This is a genomic window from Serratia sp. Nf2 (assembly GCF_003028435.1).
GTDB lineage: Bacteria > Pseudomonadota > Gammaproteobacteria > Enterobacterales > Enterobacteriaceae > Serratia > Serratia marcescens_L.
This window is the reverse complement of the sequence record NZ_PYTW01000005.1, coordinates 236,246-252,938: the sequence shown is the minus strand read 5'-3', so window position 1 is coordinate 252,938 and position 16,693 is coordinate 236,246. Positions and strand designations below refer to the sequence as shown.

The window sequence follows — 16,693 nt, the reverse complement described above, 5'->3', positions numbered from 1 at the left end:
AATCGCATTCAAACCGCCGCAGTTTGGTAGTTACAAATAGGAAATCGCCTTCTCCATTTCCTCTGTGCTGAGCGCTGTCGGCCAGTATACAATCTCCTTGATGTGGCCGTTAAACCAGTTCTCTGGGCCGATGTAAGAGCGCCCAATAGCCAGACGATTCAGCACCGGCGGCAGTGCTGTAACCGATCTTGAATACCAGTTGAAACCATCGAACAATTTCAGATTCAGGCTTGTTGTATCAAACGAGAAAATCGCCGACTGCTCAGAGTCTCTAACCGGCGACAGACTATAAATCTCCAGCGATTGAGACACACCTGCCGCATCGGATGTCGCCCACTGCGCCTGGCCGTTATTATTGGTAATCTGGCGATACGCTAACCGGAGATGGTCACCAGCAACAGAATTATCAAGAACAACTGCACAAGCCAGCGCGTTATAAGAACCGCTGATTGATTGAATACTATGGGGGTGAACACATGTCATCATTACAGTGCCACCGGAGGCAACAACAAAATCTGCAGTTGTTGGTGTTGTACAGATGTCGGCAGCACGCTGAGCTTCAGTCCCAGATGTCGGTATGTAAGATGATGCACCATCACGGCGCTCTGCCTGGGCTCCCCAAATCCAAACTGAACCCGGCGAGGCAGGAACATATTGTGGTAAAGCTGACGCGCTGCTGTCGCTATTTGTTAAAGCCAACGTGAAGCGTGGCGACACCGCCGAAATTGGCGTAATAGTTATGGCGCAGCGATACCATCCGTTTGTGAATTTCTCCATTGTAGCCTGCAAAACCTGTGGCGAGGATTTCCCGATCTTGCCATTACCCAGGTCGAAGTTGGCGAACTGCGTTGTGGCCACAGCCCCTTGCGCAGCAATTTGAAGCACCTTTCCTGTATTGGCTTTTGCCCAGATACTAAATGTGTACGGCTGATTTATTGTCGCGGTCAGGGTAGTGATTGCTTCCAGAGTTCTCGCCGTTACCGTTGAATCGCTGGCCTCAATTAATTTTGTCGCTGTCACATTCCCATCAGGAGAGATAACATCATTCCCTGTTAGCACAATCCCAGACGCAGTCCAGCTCACTGCCTGTGTAAACGCCTGGCTATACGCCAGTCGATTATTTGAAACGGACTCAGTACGGAGTCCAAGACACTTGTGCGTAATAGGGTGATATTCAATTGCAGGCTCATCTGCCACCAGATATTCAATAGCGCCAGATAGGCCCACGCGGGTTGCAGTGCTGGCTCGGGTAAATGATAGTACCTCTTTCATTGATGCTGACCTGACAACCTGACCTGCGGCGTATTTCATCACAAATCTTGACCCTGAGAAATCCGCAAATAGAGCGGCACCAACTGGCAGCGGAGCATGTGCACTCGGTAGGGTGTTGACATCAGCTTTAAATATCCCGTTACTCTTAACAATCGCTGTCATGATTAAATTCCCGCATTGAAGTTGGTGGTCACTCGCGTTTGGGTGCCGGTTAAATTTAGTGAGTTTTGTGCATTACCAACACAATGGTTAAATGAAATGTCAACATCAGTTAAATCACCAGAAATATTTACGGTAAATTGCTGAGTTTTCGTGCTTTGGGTATCCCTAATCTTGTTTAAGGTGATACTGCACATCGTCATTGGTACTACTGAATGTATCGCATTGCCAGCAACCACCTTACCATTGTTCCAAATTTTATTGTTTGATATGTCCATATTCAAAACAAGCGCACCACTCTCAATGTGAACCCCGTGCCTGCCATTTTCGGAGATATGGTTGCCATCAATAGTTTCATTGGCAACTTGAACACTTGGGTTTTCATATCTGAAATTAAAACCATCCTCACCATTAGAGCGAACCTGATTATTAGAGAAAATATTACCACCAATCAGAGGATCGTTTTTTGCTGTCTGCATGTATGAATAAACACCATGAGATGTGTTAGACTCAACAATATTCCCAATAAATTGCCCTCTGCGCCCAGGCTTGCCAGAAGCGTTAGTTCCTGGGTAACGCAAAATGCCATATTTATTCAAGCGCATCTGGTTAGATATAGCCTGCAGGCCGTCAATACCGCAATCAGCAAGACCGGCATAGCCACCTTCAAGAATGTTACCTATTGCAACCGCCCCGCGAGCAGCGCCCCCGGCCTGCGGCTCAAAGAACAACCCAAAGTTAGCACCGTTTTTTACAGTGTTAAATGCTACATAGATTGGCTCATCGTCAAGCGCCCCAGTCCCCAAACCTATGCCTGATGATCCAAGTGGCCTTTCCCAAATCCCTGCGCTAGACGCGTTTGGGGCAAGGCGGCCAAAGTTCTCTACACAGCAACGCATTATTGAGCAATTAAATGGCATGTCATTGCCGATGGAAGTGGCGCCAGTGTTAAGGAATTTCAACTTATCCATCACAACATCTTTCCAGTATTGGATGAACGTACCCTTAATTTCTGGCAAGAAACCTTGTGATGGGTTTAGTGTTTGGTTTTCACCGTCAATGGTAAAGTCTGACATGATCATGTTTTGTAGGTAGCTGCTCGGGTTGCCAAGATAACGAATGGCTGCAGCAGCCTTGTAAGGCAGCAATACTGTTTTATCAGCTCCAGCACCGATGAGTGAAACATTAGAACGAGGTAGGATAAAGCTGGATAGAGGGTATTTCCCTTTTGGCAAATAAACAACTCCCCCACCGGCCCCGCTAAGATAATTGATTGCGCGCTGTATTGCGTATAACGAGTTTTCACCAGTACTAGGGTTAAACCCACAATCACGCACATCAAGAACCTTGCGGTTTTTTATGACGTTCTCAATTTTTGCTTGATGAGATTTCAGCATATCCTGTATAGATGACTGCATGTCAGGTAAGTGAAGATGTCCATACTCATCAATTGAACCATAAGCAGCGTTATCAGCATCCGTCAGCAGGTTAAGATATGGCCCCTTGTTGACACTGATTGTCTCTGCGTTTTCTTGTAATGTGCCGTCCAATCCTGCAATATTTACCCCACCGAAGTCATCGACAACAAAAACCCTTTTTGAATCCACATCATCCAGCGCAACTAAATTCCCATTTCCATCTGATGCTATAAGGCTCCCACCACTAATGATATACTGACCTGCAGGTGTTGCTACGCCATTCACGTTTTGATATTTTTCAGCTATGTAATCAGGGTTATCTGACCATACAAAAAAGTATGCATCATTGGGAATCTCCCCTGATGTTATTGCTGCGTTGGCCTGTGCCAAGGTATATGTCTTACCAAGTGGTGAAATGTTATTTCTGATCCCTTCCAGGGTATACCTTTCTACTCCGAACCTATCTGTATATTTTTCTTCGTTTGAGTTTACAACCTCATCAATTTTCCCAGAGTTAAATTTTAAATCTCTAACATCTTCACTTGGAATTGGCTTGCTGGTTGGTGTAGTCATTTACGCTGTAACCTCGTAATTATACATTTCATCGTTGTATTCAGACATGGTTAACGAGGTAGTCCCGTCGCCATTCGGTTTCTTTTCAGTGATCGTCCATTTCGTTGCGTCCATCTCTACTTGCGAGGCGATAACGTAACGAGACGGCGACTGTGTGTTGTAGCCGTCATAGAGGTTGAGGGTTATTGCTGGTACTGCTGCACTGAAGCCAAATATGGTATCTGTGCGAGGGAATGCCTGGACGCGCGCTGTAGGCGCACCGATTGCATCAGTAACGACCACAAACATATCCTCAGACCACTCGATCCGTTCGCTGGTATCAAAGTTGTTGCCGTTACGCGCAACGATATAGCCATCCTGTTGGTTCGCGTCGTAGATATCAGCCACCTGCACCATCTGCCCGACGTTCACCCATTCGCCATCGGCCAGCGCGCGAATTGCCATGGTTTGGCGTGAATACAGCAGCCGGCGAACTTCTTTCAATGCCCGATCCCGCGCCTGGAAAGAATTGCGGATAAACAGCATATTGAATTTCTTCGCCTTTACCGGCTCCCCTTCTTCAATCGAGTTGACGACGATCCGGTAGCGGATGAATGCCTGTTTATTCGTGACCGGGTTTCGATATTTGACCTCTACACCATCAAAACCTCCGGGTAGCGTCATATCGTAAGAAAGGCTGTAATCCTCCGCTTTCATGTTGGCGCGGTTGAACACCGTCGTTGCGCTTGACTTCCGCTCATCACGCGTGAAAGACAACACCCCGCCATCCCAAAACGCGGTTATCGTCGCCGCATCACAGATTGTCTGAATCCGAGAGCCCAGCGAGATATCCTCGTCATCGAAGGTGTAATCGAAATAGCCCAGACGCTGATCTGGCAAAGATGCCGCGATAGAATAAAGCTCGTAGATGTCGATGCTCGACTCTGGCTGTCCTCCCATTTTTAGCCAGGTGTGCAGTACAGCATCTGCAAACGAGCGTGACGGCCTTTCTGTGTAATCGACTGTCTGCGTAGCAAGGTTGTAGCTGATGGCGTGGCGGGTAATTAGAGCGTTGTATTTTCGATCTCGTGCACTTGTCGCCCTCTCGGTTGCCGTGACAGTCACTGTTACCAGAGTATCGCTTGGGTAAACGACATTCTCTCTTATTCGTACGCTGTGAATGGCCTCTACTTTCAACACACTATGGTCATTGCTGTTGTTAGTACGCCTGAAAGATACTGCGTAACGACCATAGCCAGCAGTTGGAGTTATTTTGAACGTTGAGTATTTATTATCACTTTGCTTATCGTCGTTGCTTATCCCAAAGTTAAATCCTTCAATCGTCCCTGGTATCGCGCTGTTATTATCGTCAACCTGCCAGATTGTTACGTCTGTTCTCGCATAATCGCCAGATCCGAGCTGGCCATTAAGATGCACCCACAGCTGACTACCAGGCACAGGAGAGAACGAAGGCCCGATGACCAAAGCTTCATTATCGTTTAATGTGAAAATCGCCGGATTTATCACCGTGCCACTTGGCAGACTAGAAAAATCTGGGCCAGATAAATTTCCGATTGTGAATTCATATAATGGAATTGGCACTGAAGGCGGATTGGTCGGTATGGTCGTCGCAGAAAATATATCGCCACTTACCGTTATATCCTTTGTAACTGTACCTTGTGCTGTTTCATAGGTGACGTTTACAACAAATGTTACAGAGTGAGGAAAGGCGAGATCATAGAAATAGTCGAACTCATCCTGCTTAATTATCTGTATAACTGCCTCACCTGCAATAAAGTAAGCATCATTCACGCTTGTTGATGTCGCCGTTTCTGCAGGAAAATCACTGCTCTCGTTCGGCCCTGGCAACTCCTGTCCGTCGATGTCGTCGAAAGCGAATCCCTCATTGATCTGCGGGATGTTCTCGCCTGGCTGGTAGATACGGTAAGAGGCGCCGGCCAGCGCGCCGAGGTTAGACTCTGAGTACCGAACAGACGTGACGTCATATCGGCCAAGCCCGAAATTCATCCACTCGGTTACTTTCTTGATGTTGTTTTCGTACTCGAACATCGACTCCTGAATCAGATCAGGGAACGCACGCACCTGGCCGTAGTTGTCAGGCTTTGCCTCGCCATTGCGAGCGATGTTGGTTTGTCCTTTCAGACTGTTGTTTGGTGACGTTTTAGCATTACTTCCTGCTGCGACGCTGGCACTTGGTTGCCCGATGAGAGAGGAAAGAATTTTTTGAGTAAATTTTATCGGATTAAAGTGCTCTAAAGGGTTGAGGATTGTTCCAAGCGTGCCGTCTTTCGGCTGATCGAACACGTTGATCACGTCGCCATCGCTGAGAGGAAAATTTAACTCATCATCTGGCTGCAGCTTCACGCCGTTACGCAAAATTTCAACATCGCAGTGAAGGTTGGCCGATTTAAGCCAGGGATAGAACATGCTGCCGGCGGGAAGATTATGACGTTCTTTCGGCAACCCTGGCACACGCTGAACTTCGATCAACGGCATAGTCGTAAAACTCCAATTTGGTGAAAACTCGTTCCAGTGTCCGCAGCTTGTCAAAGCGCACATGCCCCGATTCGCCGCGGCTATGAAATGCTTGCCCATCAATTACTAAACCGACGTGGGCTGGCTGAGCGCCGTAATAAGCGATAAAAATGCTACTGTCGGACGCTTTCTCGACCTGATGCCAGAACACAACATCACCGGAAAAGCACGTCAGGAAGTCGCTGCCGGCTTCGTAGTCCGCTGTTTGGTGTATCTCTATGCCAAGCACGCGCCGGTAATAAAGCACCACCAGCCCCCAGCAATCAGCCTCGTCGAACGAGCACGCCCGATCGCGCCATGGTTTTCCATCCATGACACAGATGAAGTCAGATTTATGCATTGGCAAGCCCTGGGAAGTCGGTTGTGTTGTAGAGGAACCCGATATTGTTGTTCAGGGGGTTTTGCAGCGTCAGCGAGCACGTAACATCGCTTTCGTCCATTGCTACATCCTTCACATAGAGCGTCCACGACTTCAGGGGCGTATTCATGTCCGCCGCATCGAAACGCTGATACGTGGCAGAGATTGGCGTTATGCGTGAGTGCGCGCGCCACTGCTTAAGTTGCTGTTTAAAGTCCTGAGCCAGACGCCCAAACTTGGCCGTAGAGTTGATCACAGGCGTGCTACTCTGTTGGCTCTCTGCAACCTCCATTCTGCAAGGCGAATACTCCTGGACAGCGAATGTCTTCGGGTATATCTGGTTTGCCACCAGCCGGAGAACGCCAAATGCCGGATGGCTAAACGTCATCGTGTTGTAGATGATCCGGTTGGGCCGCTGTGACTGAAATTCTCGTAATGTAGGCATTCAATACTCCGGCATGTCGCGGTTGACCACTTCATCAATGATCCCCCACTGATACGGCGGCAGCTCAACAATGACGTCTGAGAATTCATCATCCGGGTTGTAGACCTTCCGGGTGATTACGCTCGCCGTCCACGTCGTCGTGTTGCCGTTAATGCTCGTTTGAACCGGCGGAGCCACGAAATGCAGTTCCTGCATTTGCAGGCCAGAGCCGCCCAGATTGCACAGCATCGTAAACCACTGATTGCCGTTATCCAGGTAACGAGGGCTGCGATACCACTGCTCAAATGCCCGATCCTCTTGCAGCGTGAAAATCCACGTCAGCGACCAAGTGGTTTTGAGGTCATCTGTCAGTCGCTGGAAGATAGGCGCACCCACTGCCGGCTGATCGGTGCGAAACCCGGTATCAATGGTGCGGCCCTTGTTGGACTTCTGGGGAAGTGATAGCCAGTCGGGATAAGGTATTGCCACGGTTTTCTCCCGGTAATAAAAAACCCGCCGAAGCGGGTTATTGGGTTGCCCTGCGAGGGGCCTGATGATTTCGACTTATGGCTTGGCTCATAGGGCCGCCGTTGTCCATGTCAGCGATAAATATCTCCATCGAGACACCGCCATTGCCATCACTGCTTACCTGGTGATCTACATATGAACCGTTGGTGTTGTTGATACTGACATTCACGTTGATACCACCACCGCCTTGCATGTCCTTGTTGCTGATCACCTTGCCGTTGTCACCGGGGATCATGTACTGCTTGCCTGTGCTGGCTTGGTAAATTTCAGGTAGACCGCCCTCGCCAACTTGGTACATGCTGCCCGATCTTACAGGGCCGCCATTCTTACGCTTCCCTGCCAGGCTGCTTGACAGCGCCATAGCCGCAACAACAGCACCGACACCAATCGCTGCAGCACCACCGAATGAACCGATAGAGGCAACGATAGCCGCCGGCGTCCAGGCTGTTGTGGTTGCAGCAGCAGCAGCGGTGCTCGCTGCTGTCGTCGTAGCCGTCCCCGCAACTTGCGCGGCCGTGGTGGCGGCAATAGCTGATGTTTGTGCTGTTGAGCCCATAACTGCCGATTTAACCCAATCAACCCCCATCTGCACGAAGGCATTCACCAGACTATTAAGGACGGTTGAGCCAAGCGAACGCGCTGCCTCTTCCGCACTCATGCTGCCGGTGATAATGCCAGTGAAGGCATTGGACGCGTTGCCGGCGAATGCATCAAATGACGCAGCCAGCGCCTCATTGCCTGCGTTTTGATTGCGGAATATCTCCCACTGTGCCGCGATCCGCTGTTGTTCATACTGAGTATTCGCCGCCCTCATCAACTCAAGGCCGCGCTGGGTAATCACACCCCTCTCAGTCTCGAACTGCTGGATAAGCGCCAACTTCTGCGCATTCTCGTTGGCAAGCTGCTGCACTGGGTCAACCATTCCAGCGGCTTGCTGCTTAGGACTTACCACAGCTTCAGCCCTGATTTTTGCCAGATTTATCTGATGCTGTTGCTCCAGTTGCTCAGCCGTAGTGTTGTACTGCTCCTGACTGATTTTCTTGGCCGCCAATGCCGTGTTTAAATCCTTCACGTCCTGCGCGTAGCTGGCGCTCTCTTTGGCTTCCGGGAGTAGCTTCTCTGCGGCTGCCTGCGCCTTGATAGCGTTGACCGCATCCCACTTTTTAGCAGCGTAAGCACCAGCCTCAGCGATCTGGGACTGTGTAGCTCCTTTCCCCAGTGATTGCTGTGCGGTCAGGATCGCCTGCTCTCGGCTAAGCTCACTTGTTGAGTCCGCCGCAAGCTCAGACTGCTGCTTCAAGTTTGCCAACTTCTGAGCAACGCTTTCCGCTTGGCTGGCTGACTTTTTGCCCTCCGCTATTCCTTCCTTGGTTGCCTTCTTCTGCTCCTGCTGCGCCTGAAGAGAGTCATATTCAGCAGCAGCGCGCTCTCTTGCCAAAACAACATCAGCCTCTGTTCCTCCCAGCCGTCTTATTTGTTGCTCCGCTTTAAGCTGAGCTCGCTTCTTATCGTTTAATTCCGCCTGAAGTTCAACCTGATCTTGAAGGCCGTCGAGGTAGTCTTGGACGTTCTTGGGTCTGGTTATTTTCAGGTTAGATGCATTGAATTTTTCCTGAGCACCTGCTGCAAAATTCAATTGTTTACCGAGTTGATTCATCATTCCGGCAGCAAACCCAGCTTGCTCGCCATGTTTGGAAAGCAATCCAATCCCTTGCTCAAAAGTGCCATTCAACTGCGCAGAAGCAATTCCTACAGCACTTTGTGTTTGGCTGAGATTTCTTTGGGCTCTGTCAAGCTCTGCAAAAGCTATGTTTTGGTTATCAATAGCTCCGGTTAATGCCTCGGCCGCCTGGCGCCCACGTGTAGTGCTATTTCCCCAGTTATCAACTTCTCGCTGAAGGTTTGCAACGCGCTTCGACGCCTTATCATACTCGTCGCTTGCATCTTTGACGGCGCCAGTTAATTCAGGGATTGCACCACGTAGTTTTGCGATACTGGCTGCGATTTCTGTGGCAGACATATCTTTCATCTTGCCTAACAGAGTATTTACGCCGTCGGCTAACTCAATGGCCGCCTGCCGCGCCTCTTTTGCTCGTTGGTAAAAGTAAAAGATTGCAGAAGCTGCGAGCACAGCAGCCCCTGCGGGACCGCCGATTAACGCAAGCGCCCCTCTAGCCAGAGCAGCAGCAGCACCAAAAGCAGATAGAGATGTTGAGGCAGCAAAAGCAGTTGCGGCAAGCTTAACCTGTCCTGCTACAGCGAGCGTAAGAGCTGCTGCGTAACGAGTGCCGACGATAGCGGCCACTGAACCGATTACTTTCGCAACGACATCAAGATTTTCGCTTAGCGTAATAATTGAGCTGTTAAATAGTGAAACAGTAGACTTAACTGTCGTTGAACTGCCAATGAATTGAGTTATATTGTTATTGGCAATTTCAAGCGCCTGTCCAATAGTAGTCGTAGTATTCGCAAACTCTTTCCCTATCGCATCTCCCTGAGAGAGAAGGCCCTTAACAACCACATCCGTTGTCAGCTTGCCTTCAGCAGCCATTGCTCTAAGCTGGCCGATATTAACCCCCAAGGAATCAGCCAGCGCCGTAGCCAGCCGACCACCTTGTTCTGTCACAGAATTGAACTCCTCACCACGAAGCGCGCCAGAAGCTAAGCCCTGAGACAGCTGAATAACAGCGTTACTTGCTTCCTGAGCTGTAGCACCTGATACGACAAAACCTTGGTTAAGGATCGTTGTTAATCTCGCAACATCATCAACACTAGTTCCATAGCTTCGTGTTGCCCTTTCAAGACGCTGATACAAAGACGCCGTGGCATCAAGAGCCGCTCTCGTATCTTGAGCAATGGAAAAAACTCGTTGCGTGACTGTCGCAAGGTCTTCATTTGCCTTGACCGAGTTTGCGAGCTTGTTATTTACTGTCGTCCAAGCGTCAGCATACTTAGCCACTTGTTGCACTGAGATTGCCGCCGAAACAGCACCAGCCAGGCGTGTTACGGAGGTAGATAGTGTGTCGGAGGATTTTGCTGAACGTTTAAAACGCTCATCCATAGTGTCCAGCCGTTCGTTAACTTTGCGTTGCGCCTCGAGCAGATTGGCAACATTCATTTCTACTTCATAAACGATATTGCCAACTTGTTCTTCGCTCGCCATAACCATTCTCCAGGCATAAAAAAACCCCGCCTGAGCGAGGTTTTATCGTTAAATTATTACTTTACTTGACTGGATGAACCATACCAAATTGGCTCATGGCCGTAACGTCATACATCTCGCCACCAGAGAAGATAAACACATACTTCTGATCTCCGGTATAGCCACCATAGCTATTCTTGGCATTAACCAGAACGGGTGATACCCATCCAAAAGTTACCTTCCCGCCAGATGGCGACCATTGGCCATCCTGAGAGTACCCCTTGAAGGTTGGCATGAACTTATATTGAGCCGAATAGGGATCTTTTAATGTGGAGTTAAAATAATTTTTAATTTTCTCTTGATAATCTTTCGGAAGTTCACCGTAACTAGCAGAGGATATTTGAGCCTGGCTAGGAGGTTGCTGTGATGAACAACCAGACATAGCAAGTGACGCCAGAATGACCCCAACAATTGCAATCTTCTTCATTTAGTCCTATTCCCATAGACAAGTAACAAGTCGTTGCATGGTAGCAGAGGGAAAGAGCAACTCAATGCAAATCACGCGGTTTTTGCCAGCCTGCGAGCCTTCTTCTTCATGTACTCATCCGCGACAGCATCGTACTCTTCAGCGGTGAACCCTTTCTGATCTGGGTATTTATCGTTAATCAGCAGCTGAAATTCCGTCATCGTCAGTTGCTCAGCCTCGGCGCGCGGCATGCTGAAGTGATTACGAGCAGCACTGATGTACTCGAATGCGCTGAACTCACTGACAAAGCTGTTTGTCTCATGCCGCTGAAGACGACGAACCTTGGCTTTTCCGATGATGCCGTGAGTGATCAGCGACTGCCCGAGGATGATAATGTCGCTTGCCGGCAAACTGCCACGACGGAACACGAACGCCCTTATCCCTCGTTTACTTGGCCGCAGCTCACCCACCAGCGCGCTGATATCGTCATCACAGCAGGCCTGCATTACGATCATGCCGGCAAAGATAGCTGAGCTGCTAAACGATGGTGAGTTGATATAGGCAAGCAGCCACCCAGGAATCTCGCCATACGCTGCCACAGCAGCAGAAAGCAATCTCGGCGCCTCACTGGTATGGAGTTCAGCAAAGCGCTCTACAATCTCCGCTGGCGAGCCTATACGCGACATGTTTCCGAATGATGGTCTGAAGAAGTAGTCGCGGCTGACGTCTGATATGAGCATCTCGCCGATTTCAGTTAATGGAGTCATGTAAACCTCAAAACGATGGCATCCCTGCCAATCTTCAGTCAAAAGCCAGGAAGGTACATCTGCACTTCATCAGCAACACGTTCTCGGGCAGTGTGAAGAAGGCGTTTTCGACCGCCAACACCCCACTTCGCCATTTGGCTGGCGCACTGGCTGATCGCTTTGGTTTCGGTATTGATAATATGGTCGATTTTATTTAGGCGTGACATGGCATCAAAGCCACGACGCACCAGCATCTGGAACGTTTCATACACCTTGATCTCAAACAATGGATTTAGCCATGCAGCATAGCGAATAGCGATTAACTCCAGCCCCCACGACCCCTGCTGCGATCCGCCCTTGATAGTTAGTACCGATGCGATTTTCTTCGCATCGCTTAAAGCTTGAACAAATCGCTGCACTTGCTTGGTTTTAAGAAACTCACCTGGACGCTGGGATTCTGTAGCCTTACCCTCCGCTACGGCAGCTGCGTGAAGATCATTGAGGCTATAGCGCCCTTCCTCATCGACTCGTACCGATACACCATTTACAGATACCGTTGGATAGTTCATTCGGATTACCTTTTAGTGATGAACCTTGTCGCACAGGAAGCGGCCCCAAGAAGGCTCCGACAGCCAGCCGGTTCCTCAAGGGTCATCCTGAAAGGTTCTTGGTTTGATTACTGCGCGTGCGGTGCGCGATGAATTTCAGGTACAAAAAAGCCCCGCATGAGCAGGGCTAGTCTTGGTCAGATCTGCGGTCAGCTTCCCGACCATTTGGTTACGCGGTGACGTTGGCTGCGAATACAGCTGTAAAATTCCCGTCGTTGGTTTTTACAGTGATGTTTGCTGTGCCTGCTGTGGCGCCAGAAGGTGCTGATACGGTGACAACCAAACCGTTAGCCGTTGCAGTTGCCCGCGCCGGTACAGATGAAACCAGAGTGAATGTTTTATCTGTCGCGTTAGCTGGAGCAAACACCACGTTAAATGTGGTTGTCGCGCCGGCTGCTACCGTGCCACTGGTTGGGGTCAGGGTGATCCCAGTGACTGGAATATCAACCGGGGTGTCGATCACCTGGATGGTATCGGAGTCAGCCACTTTGAACTCGGTCGACAGCGTAACGATGTCGTTAGTGCCGCCGTCAGAACTCAGAGCGGTGATAACCATGTAACCGATGAAGGTGATCGGGCCATACTCTTCACGCACCCACAAAGTGGGCTGGCGACCAGCCTGAATTTCGTCGTTGTAATACTTAACGAACTTCGCTACGCCGAACTGATCCAGCTTATCGCGCTTACGCACTTCGCCTTCAAAGCTCAGAGTAAAGTCTGAGTTAGTGACCAGGTTTTCAACATATCCCTTGGTGTCATCCGCATCCGACGTTACGGTGTTAGGGCTGAAGTCGAAGCCTTTGGAAGTACCGGCGATCAGCGACTGCCATTCGCTTTCTGCAGGCACTGTATCAGGGCAGCCCAAAGCCACCTCAAGCACAATGCCACGACCGAACAACTTGCTGTTGTCAGTTGAGCAACCTTGCATATTGCTTACCTCTTTGATTATTGATTACTCGCCGTACAGGCAAGCGAATTGCAGGCGATAGACTAATCGCCCTTCAGTTGTGGAAACTGGGGATGGGATGCCGCCGACGTTCTCAATATGGCCGATGCAGTCATTTGGCATGGGTTTGTTCTGGATATGGCTGATGATGGCTTGGACAGCGTTGTCCACCTCTTCATCCTCTCCTTCAGCGCCGATGACGTCGACCAGCACCAGATATTCGCTGGCTAGATCGTTGCGAATTGGGCTGCCACCGTTTGGACGAAAGACAATAAATTTATCTTCGCCCTTTCCGGTATCCCTCCAGCGCAGCATCTGAGTAGTGAAGCCGGCGGTCAGCGCAACATCAACAAAGTAATCGCGAACGCGACGATGCATGGCTGGCGTCATAGCTGCATCTCCTTCTTGATCGCTCTGTCAATCTGCGCCTTAGTATCTTCAAAGCCCTTGGTAAGGAACTCTTTTTGAGCGGTGGCGCGCCGAAATTTCTGGGGAACGTTCGGGTCATGCACGTAAATGGCGTAATTGGCCGAGTAGCCAACGCGTCCCGTAATCCGGGAGCCATTCACGGAAATATCGCGGTACTGGCTATTGAGTAGCGTCGATGTATCGATAGGGGTGTATAAAGCAGCCTGGGAACCACCGATAAGCAGCGCCGACTGCATAGCCCTGATAACTTTCCTCCCCTTGATATCGCCGATTAATCTATCCAGATTGGCCTGCGCCTCCCGGATACCTTTAACCTTCACGCCCATATCAAACCCCTGTGATAATCGCGTAGTCATCGGCGATTCGGTCGAATGTATCGGCGTACCGGATGATATGGCGAACCTCATCAGCACCATCAACCTTTTTCGGGTCAGGTTCAGATGAAGCACCGATCAGGATATAGTCACCTTGGCGGGCATCCGCATACTCAGTCCAGTGCGTGTTTTTTACGACAAACTCAAGCCCGATATCGCCGAGCCGTGCAGTCGCATCACCACCGTAATCGCACATGATCTGGATAGGCTCAGCGAAGGCAGATTTACCGTAATCGTCCATGCCCAGCTTTTTCCAGACCGTAGCGACCGCCGTATAGCTCCAGTTAGCCGCAGCACTCATGAGAGATAGTCCTCATATTGGTCAGGACAGCCGGGGCAGTTGGGGCATTTTTCGCAATCAGGTTTCTCCTCATCGCTTTTTCTATCTTCCTGCATCAGCAACCTCCCACAACGTCAAAGAAACCCACGCTAGTGCCAACGTCGATCGGCAAGCCTGCAGTGCATCCGGCGGTATCCAACGCTGCCAGTGTGTTCCTCATGGTTTTGATGTCGCCGCTGTAATCAAACGACCGCGACGCCCCTGAAGGCGCTGACTGTGACTTGATGCGCTGGCTGAATGCCGTTATCGCCATAAGAGTGACGGCGTATACCTGTATCAGCATCAGATCGCATTCGTCGTAGCCAGACGCCTCCAGGCACTGACGGATACCGTCCAACTTGCACAGGTAGGCATCGATCATGAAGTCAGGAATGGAGTAACCCAGCGCAGACAACTGCTGTTTAACCTGCGCCGCTGTTATCTGCGCTGCCATGATTACTTGTCCTTCTTGGTCGCTGCTGCCAGCGCAGTTTCTGCTGTATCAGCACGCTGTTTCTCTGCCGCCAGTTCTGCTGCCTGGGCCTGCTTCAGTTGCTCCAGCGCGACGGCATGTTCCTTATCCTTCGCCGCTGCCGCTACCTGGGCCTGCTTCAGTTGCTCCAGCGCGTCGTCCAACTTTGTCTGAAGTGCGGATGTGTCGGCACCGGCTGTAGCGGTCGATGTGGCCACTTCTAATACCAGCTTCTCGCCTTTCTTTTCTGCTGACTGCTCCGCCTTACCATCGGCAATCCACTTCCCTGCAACCGCGTCATCTACTTCGTAGACCTTACCAACTTCCAGTTTTTGGAAGTTGGCACCGGCAAAGAGGTTAGCTACCAAAACTTTTACGAGTGCCATGATTTTTCCTTAGCTGGATGCGTGAATGACAGAGAAGTGGCCGTTGATGTCTTGCTTGACCATCAGGCCGGCGGCACCCCAGGTACGCCATACGTAATCGCTGTTGTAGAACTGACGAGGATCGGCAACGGTGCCGAACGCCTGGCCTACGATCGGGGCAATGACGCCAGCAGCGAGAGGGATAATCACGATTTCGTTACCAGAAAGCTCGGCGTCCTCTTTGATGTCGGAGATACCGGCCAACTTCTTCAGCTCTTCCAGAACTGTACGCAGAGCATTAACGTCAAAATACTGCTCCCAGTTCGACATGATTTCGCTGGATACGTACCAGGTCTGTTGGCCGTATTGATAGTTTTGCAACTTCAGCACGTCACGCAGAGCGATAGCAGCAGCGCGCATCGCTTTAGGGTCGGTGCTAGTCGCAAAGTTAACAGTCAGCGTAACCTGCGCCACACGCTCATCATGACGCAACCCCTTCCAGGTCTTGTCGTCAAACTTGATGAAGTTGCCGGCCGCGTCGCGGAAACCTTCCCAGATGTAGTCCACATACTGCCGGCGAACGTCATCGACAGAGCCAGCCTGAGCATCAGCCAGGGAGGAAAGTGCAGAACCTTTGTTGAAGACCGGGTCACGCCAGTTGAATTTAAAGCCGCTGTCGTGGATAGGCACCATGGTGCCATCAAAGGTGTAAGACTTCGCATCCAGCGCCGCACCGATCTGCCCAGACATGGATGTGTGCGCCCAGCCACGGCCGCCAGTGCGTGCGTATTCGTACACAGACTCTTCTAGGCGAACAGAGCGAGACAGTGGCATCAGATCGTTGAGCAGAGTGAACTCTGTGTTCGGCTCAAACTGCTTCAGTACTGTCTGGTCATATGCCTTATACAGACGGCGGATATCGTCGACTGCGTTTACAGCGTTGAGCTCAGGCGTATCTTCTGCATCACCCCGCCATTTGGTTCGTGCAATGAAATCTGCGGCGGCTTGAGCACTGGCGTTACGCGCGGCTGTCAGCTTTTTAAATTGAGAGGAGTTAACCTCAAGGTTACCGGTTTCGGTCGCCTGTTTAGTGGAAAATACAAACATTCAGGTGCTCCTTACTTAATGACAACGCGCAGGAGTTCGCCTGCTGTCGTGGTGTATGCGCGATCTTCTTCTACGTATGCGCGGACTGACTCGCCTTCTGCAGCGGCCTTAACCCGGCCATTGACGATAGAAAGCGGCTGGCCTTTGGTGTAGGTGCCAGCGGCAGCAGGAACGTTGAAGAAAACGCCAGGGGTTGGATGGAATGCAACAACCCAATCACCAGCCTTAATGACGTCATCTACGGTTTTGCAGCGCAGATAGTCATAGTTGGCTACGTAAAGGATCGCGGCTTCATTGCCATCTACCGATGCGGTGAATTTCTTCGTGGTGTTATCGAAGAAACCGATCGTGCCAGGGGGCGTATCGGCGGCGGCGGCACCTTCACGATGCAGTTGTGGATTGGCGAAGATACCGCCCGCGTGAATTACATGTTTCCCGTCTTTAGCCATTTT

Annotated in this window: 18 protein-coding genes; all 18 read right to left on the bottom strand. The window is 50.5% G+C overall.

The window, feature by feature from the left end; translation table 11 throughout:
• Positions 1 to 30 precede the first annotated feature (30 nt).
• The 18 genes from C9411_RS13550 to C9411_RS13465 all read right to left on the bottom strand — a co-directional run bounded on the left by C9411_RS13550 (position 31) and on the right by C9411_RS13465 (position 16,690).
• Positions 31 to 1,434 (bottom strand): hypothetical protein, encoded by a 1,404-nt coding sequence (locus tag C9411_RS13550; RefSeq protein ID WP_107227261.1) that lies wholly within the window; start codon positions 1,432 to 1,434, stop codon positions 31 to 33.
• Positions 1,435 to 1,436: 2 nt separating this feature from the next.
• Positions 1,437 to 3,422 (bottom strand): right-handed parallel beta-helix repeat-containing protein, encoded by a 1,986-nt coding sequence (locus C9411_RS13545; RefSeq protein ID WP_107227260.1) that lies wholly within the window; start codon positions 3,420 to 3,422, stop codon positions 1,437 to 1,439.
• Positions 3,423 to 5,918 carry a host specificity factor TipJ family phage tail protein gene (locus tag C9411_RS13540; protein WP_107227259.1) on the bottom strand — a complete coding sequence of 832 codons (2,496 nt, stop codon included), beginning with the start codon at positions 5,916 to 5,918 and terminating at the stop codon, positions 3,423 to 3,425. It abuts the gene before it with no gap.
• Positions 5,866 to 6,297: an NlpC/P60 family protein gene (locus tag C9411_RS13535; protein WP_233221908.1), complete on the bottom strand. Its 432-nt coding sequence runs from the start codon at positions 6,295 to 6,297 to the stop codon at positions 5,866 to 5,868. Before C9411_RS13535 ends, C9411_RS13540 begins: the two co-directional genes overlap by 53 nt.
• Positions 6,290 to 6,760, bottom strand: a complete 471-nt coding sequence (locus tag C9411_RS13530; protein WP_107227257.1) for a hypothetical protein — start codon at positions 6,758 to 6,760, stop codon at positions 6,290 to 6,292. The genes C9411_RS13535 and C9411_RS13530 overlap by 8 nt, the downstream gene beginning before the upstream one ends.
• Entirely contained in the window at positions 6,761 to 7,228 is a 468-nt protein-coding gene (locus C9411_RS13525) for a hypothetical protein (protein WP_107227256.1), read from the bottom strand.
• 37 nt (positions 7,229 to 7,265) lie between these two features.
• Positions 7,266 to 10,430 (bottom strand): tape measure protein, encoded by a 3,165-nt coding sequence (locus tag C9411_RS13520; RefSeq protein ID WP_107227255.1) that lies wholly within the window; start codon positions 10,428 to 10,430, stop codon positions 7,266 to 7,268.
• A 61-nt stretch (positions 10,431 to 10,491) separates the two neighbouring features.
• Entirely contained in the window at positions 10,492 to 10,896 is a 405-nt protein-coding gene (locus C9411_RS13515; protein WP_107227254.1) for a hypothetical protein, read from the bottom strand.
• 71 nt (positions 10,897 to 10,967) lie between these two features.
• A complete protein-coding gene (locus C9411_RS13510; protein WP_107227253.1) occupies positions 10,968 to 11,642 on the bottom strand; it encodes a DUF6246 family protein in 675 nt (224 codons plus the stop codon).
• A gap of 38 nt (positions 11,643 to 11,680) precedes the next feature.
• Positions 11,681 to 12,190: a KilA-N domain-containing protein gene (locus tag C9411_RS13505; protein WP_107227252.1), complete on the bottom strand. Its 510-nt coding sequence runs from the start codon at positions 12,188 to 12,190 to the stop codon at positions 11,681 to 11,683.
• Positions 12,191 to 12,398: 208 nt separating this feature from the next.
• Positions 12,399 to 13,157 carry an Ig-like domain-containing protein gene (locus tag C9411_RS13500; RefSeq protein ID WP_107227251.1) on the bottom strand — a complete coding sequence of 253 codons (759 nt, stop codon included), beginning with the start codon at positions 13,155 to 13,157 and terminating at the stop codon, positions 12,399 to 12,401.
• Between the two features lie 24 nt (positions 13,158 to 13,181).
• On the bottom strand, positions 13,182 to 13,565 hold the full coding sequence (locus C9411_RS13495) for a hypothetical protein (protein ID WP_107227250.1): 384 nt from the start codon (positions 13,563 to 13,565) through the stop codon (positions 13,182 to 13,184).
• On the bottom strand, positions 13,562 to 13,930 hold the full coding sequence (locus C9411_RS13490; protein ID WP_107227249.1) for a hypothetical protein: 369 nt from the start codon (positions 13,928 to 13,930) through the stop codon (positions 13,562 to 13,564). The genes C9411_RS13495 and C9411_RS13490 overlap by 4 nt, the downstream gene beginning before the upstream one ends.
• 1 nt (position 13,931) lies before the next feature.
• Positions 13,932 to 14,279 carry a hypothetical protein gene (locus C9411_RS13485; RefSeq protein ID WP_107227248.1) on the bottom strand — a complete coding sequence of 116 codons (348 nt, stop codon included), beginning with the start codon at positions 14,277 to 14,279 and terminating at the stop codon, positions 13,932 to 13,934.
• A gap of 94 nt (positions 14,280 to 14,373) precedes the next feature.
• On the bottom strand, positions 14,374 to 14,751 hold the full coding sequence (locus C9411_RS13480) for a hypothetical protein (RefSeq protein ID WP_180548513.1): 378 nt from the start codon (positions 14,749 to 14,751) through the stop codon (positions 14,374 to 14,376).
• A gap of 2 nt (positions 14,752 to 14,753) precedes the next feature.
• Positions 14,754 to 15,155 (bottom strand): hypothetical protein, encoded by a 402-nt coding sequence (locus tag C9411_RS13475; protein WP_107227246.1) that lies wholly within the window; start codon positions 15,153 to 15,155, stop codon positions 14,754 to 14,756.
• A gap of 9 nt (positions 15,156 to 15,164) precedes the next feature.
• Positions 15,165 to 16,241, bottom strand: a complete 1,077-nt coding sequence (locus C9411_RS13470; protein WP_060451526.1) for a major capsid protein — start codon at positions 16,239 to 16,241, stop codon at positions 15,165 to 15,167.
• 11 nt (positions 16,242 to 16,252) lie between these two features.
• Positions 16,253 to 16,690 carry a hypothetical protein gene (locus C9411_RS13465; protein ID WP_107227245.1) on the bottom strand — a complete coding sequence of 146 codons (438 nt, stop codon included), beginning with the start codon at positions 16,688 to 16,690 and terminating at the stop codon, positions 16,253 to 16,255.
• Positions 16,691 to 16,693: the final 3 nt, after the last annotated feature.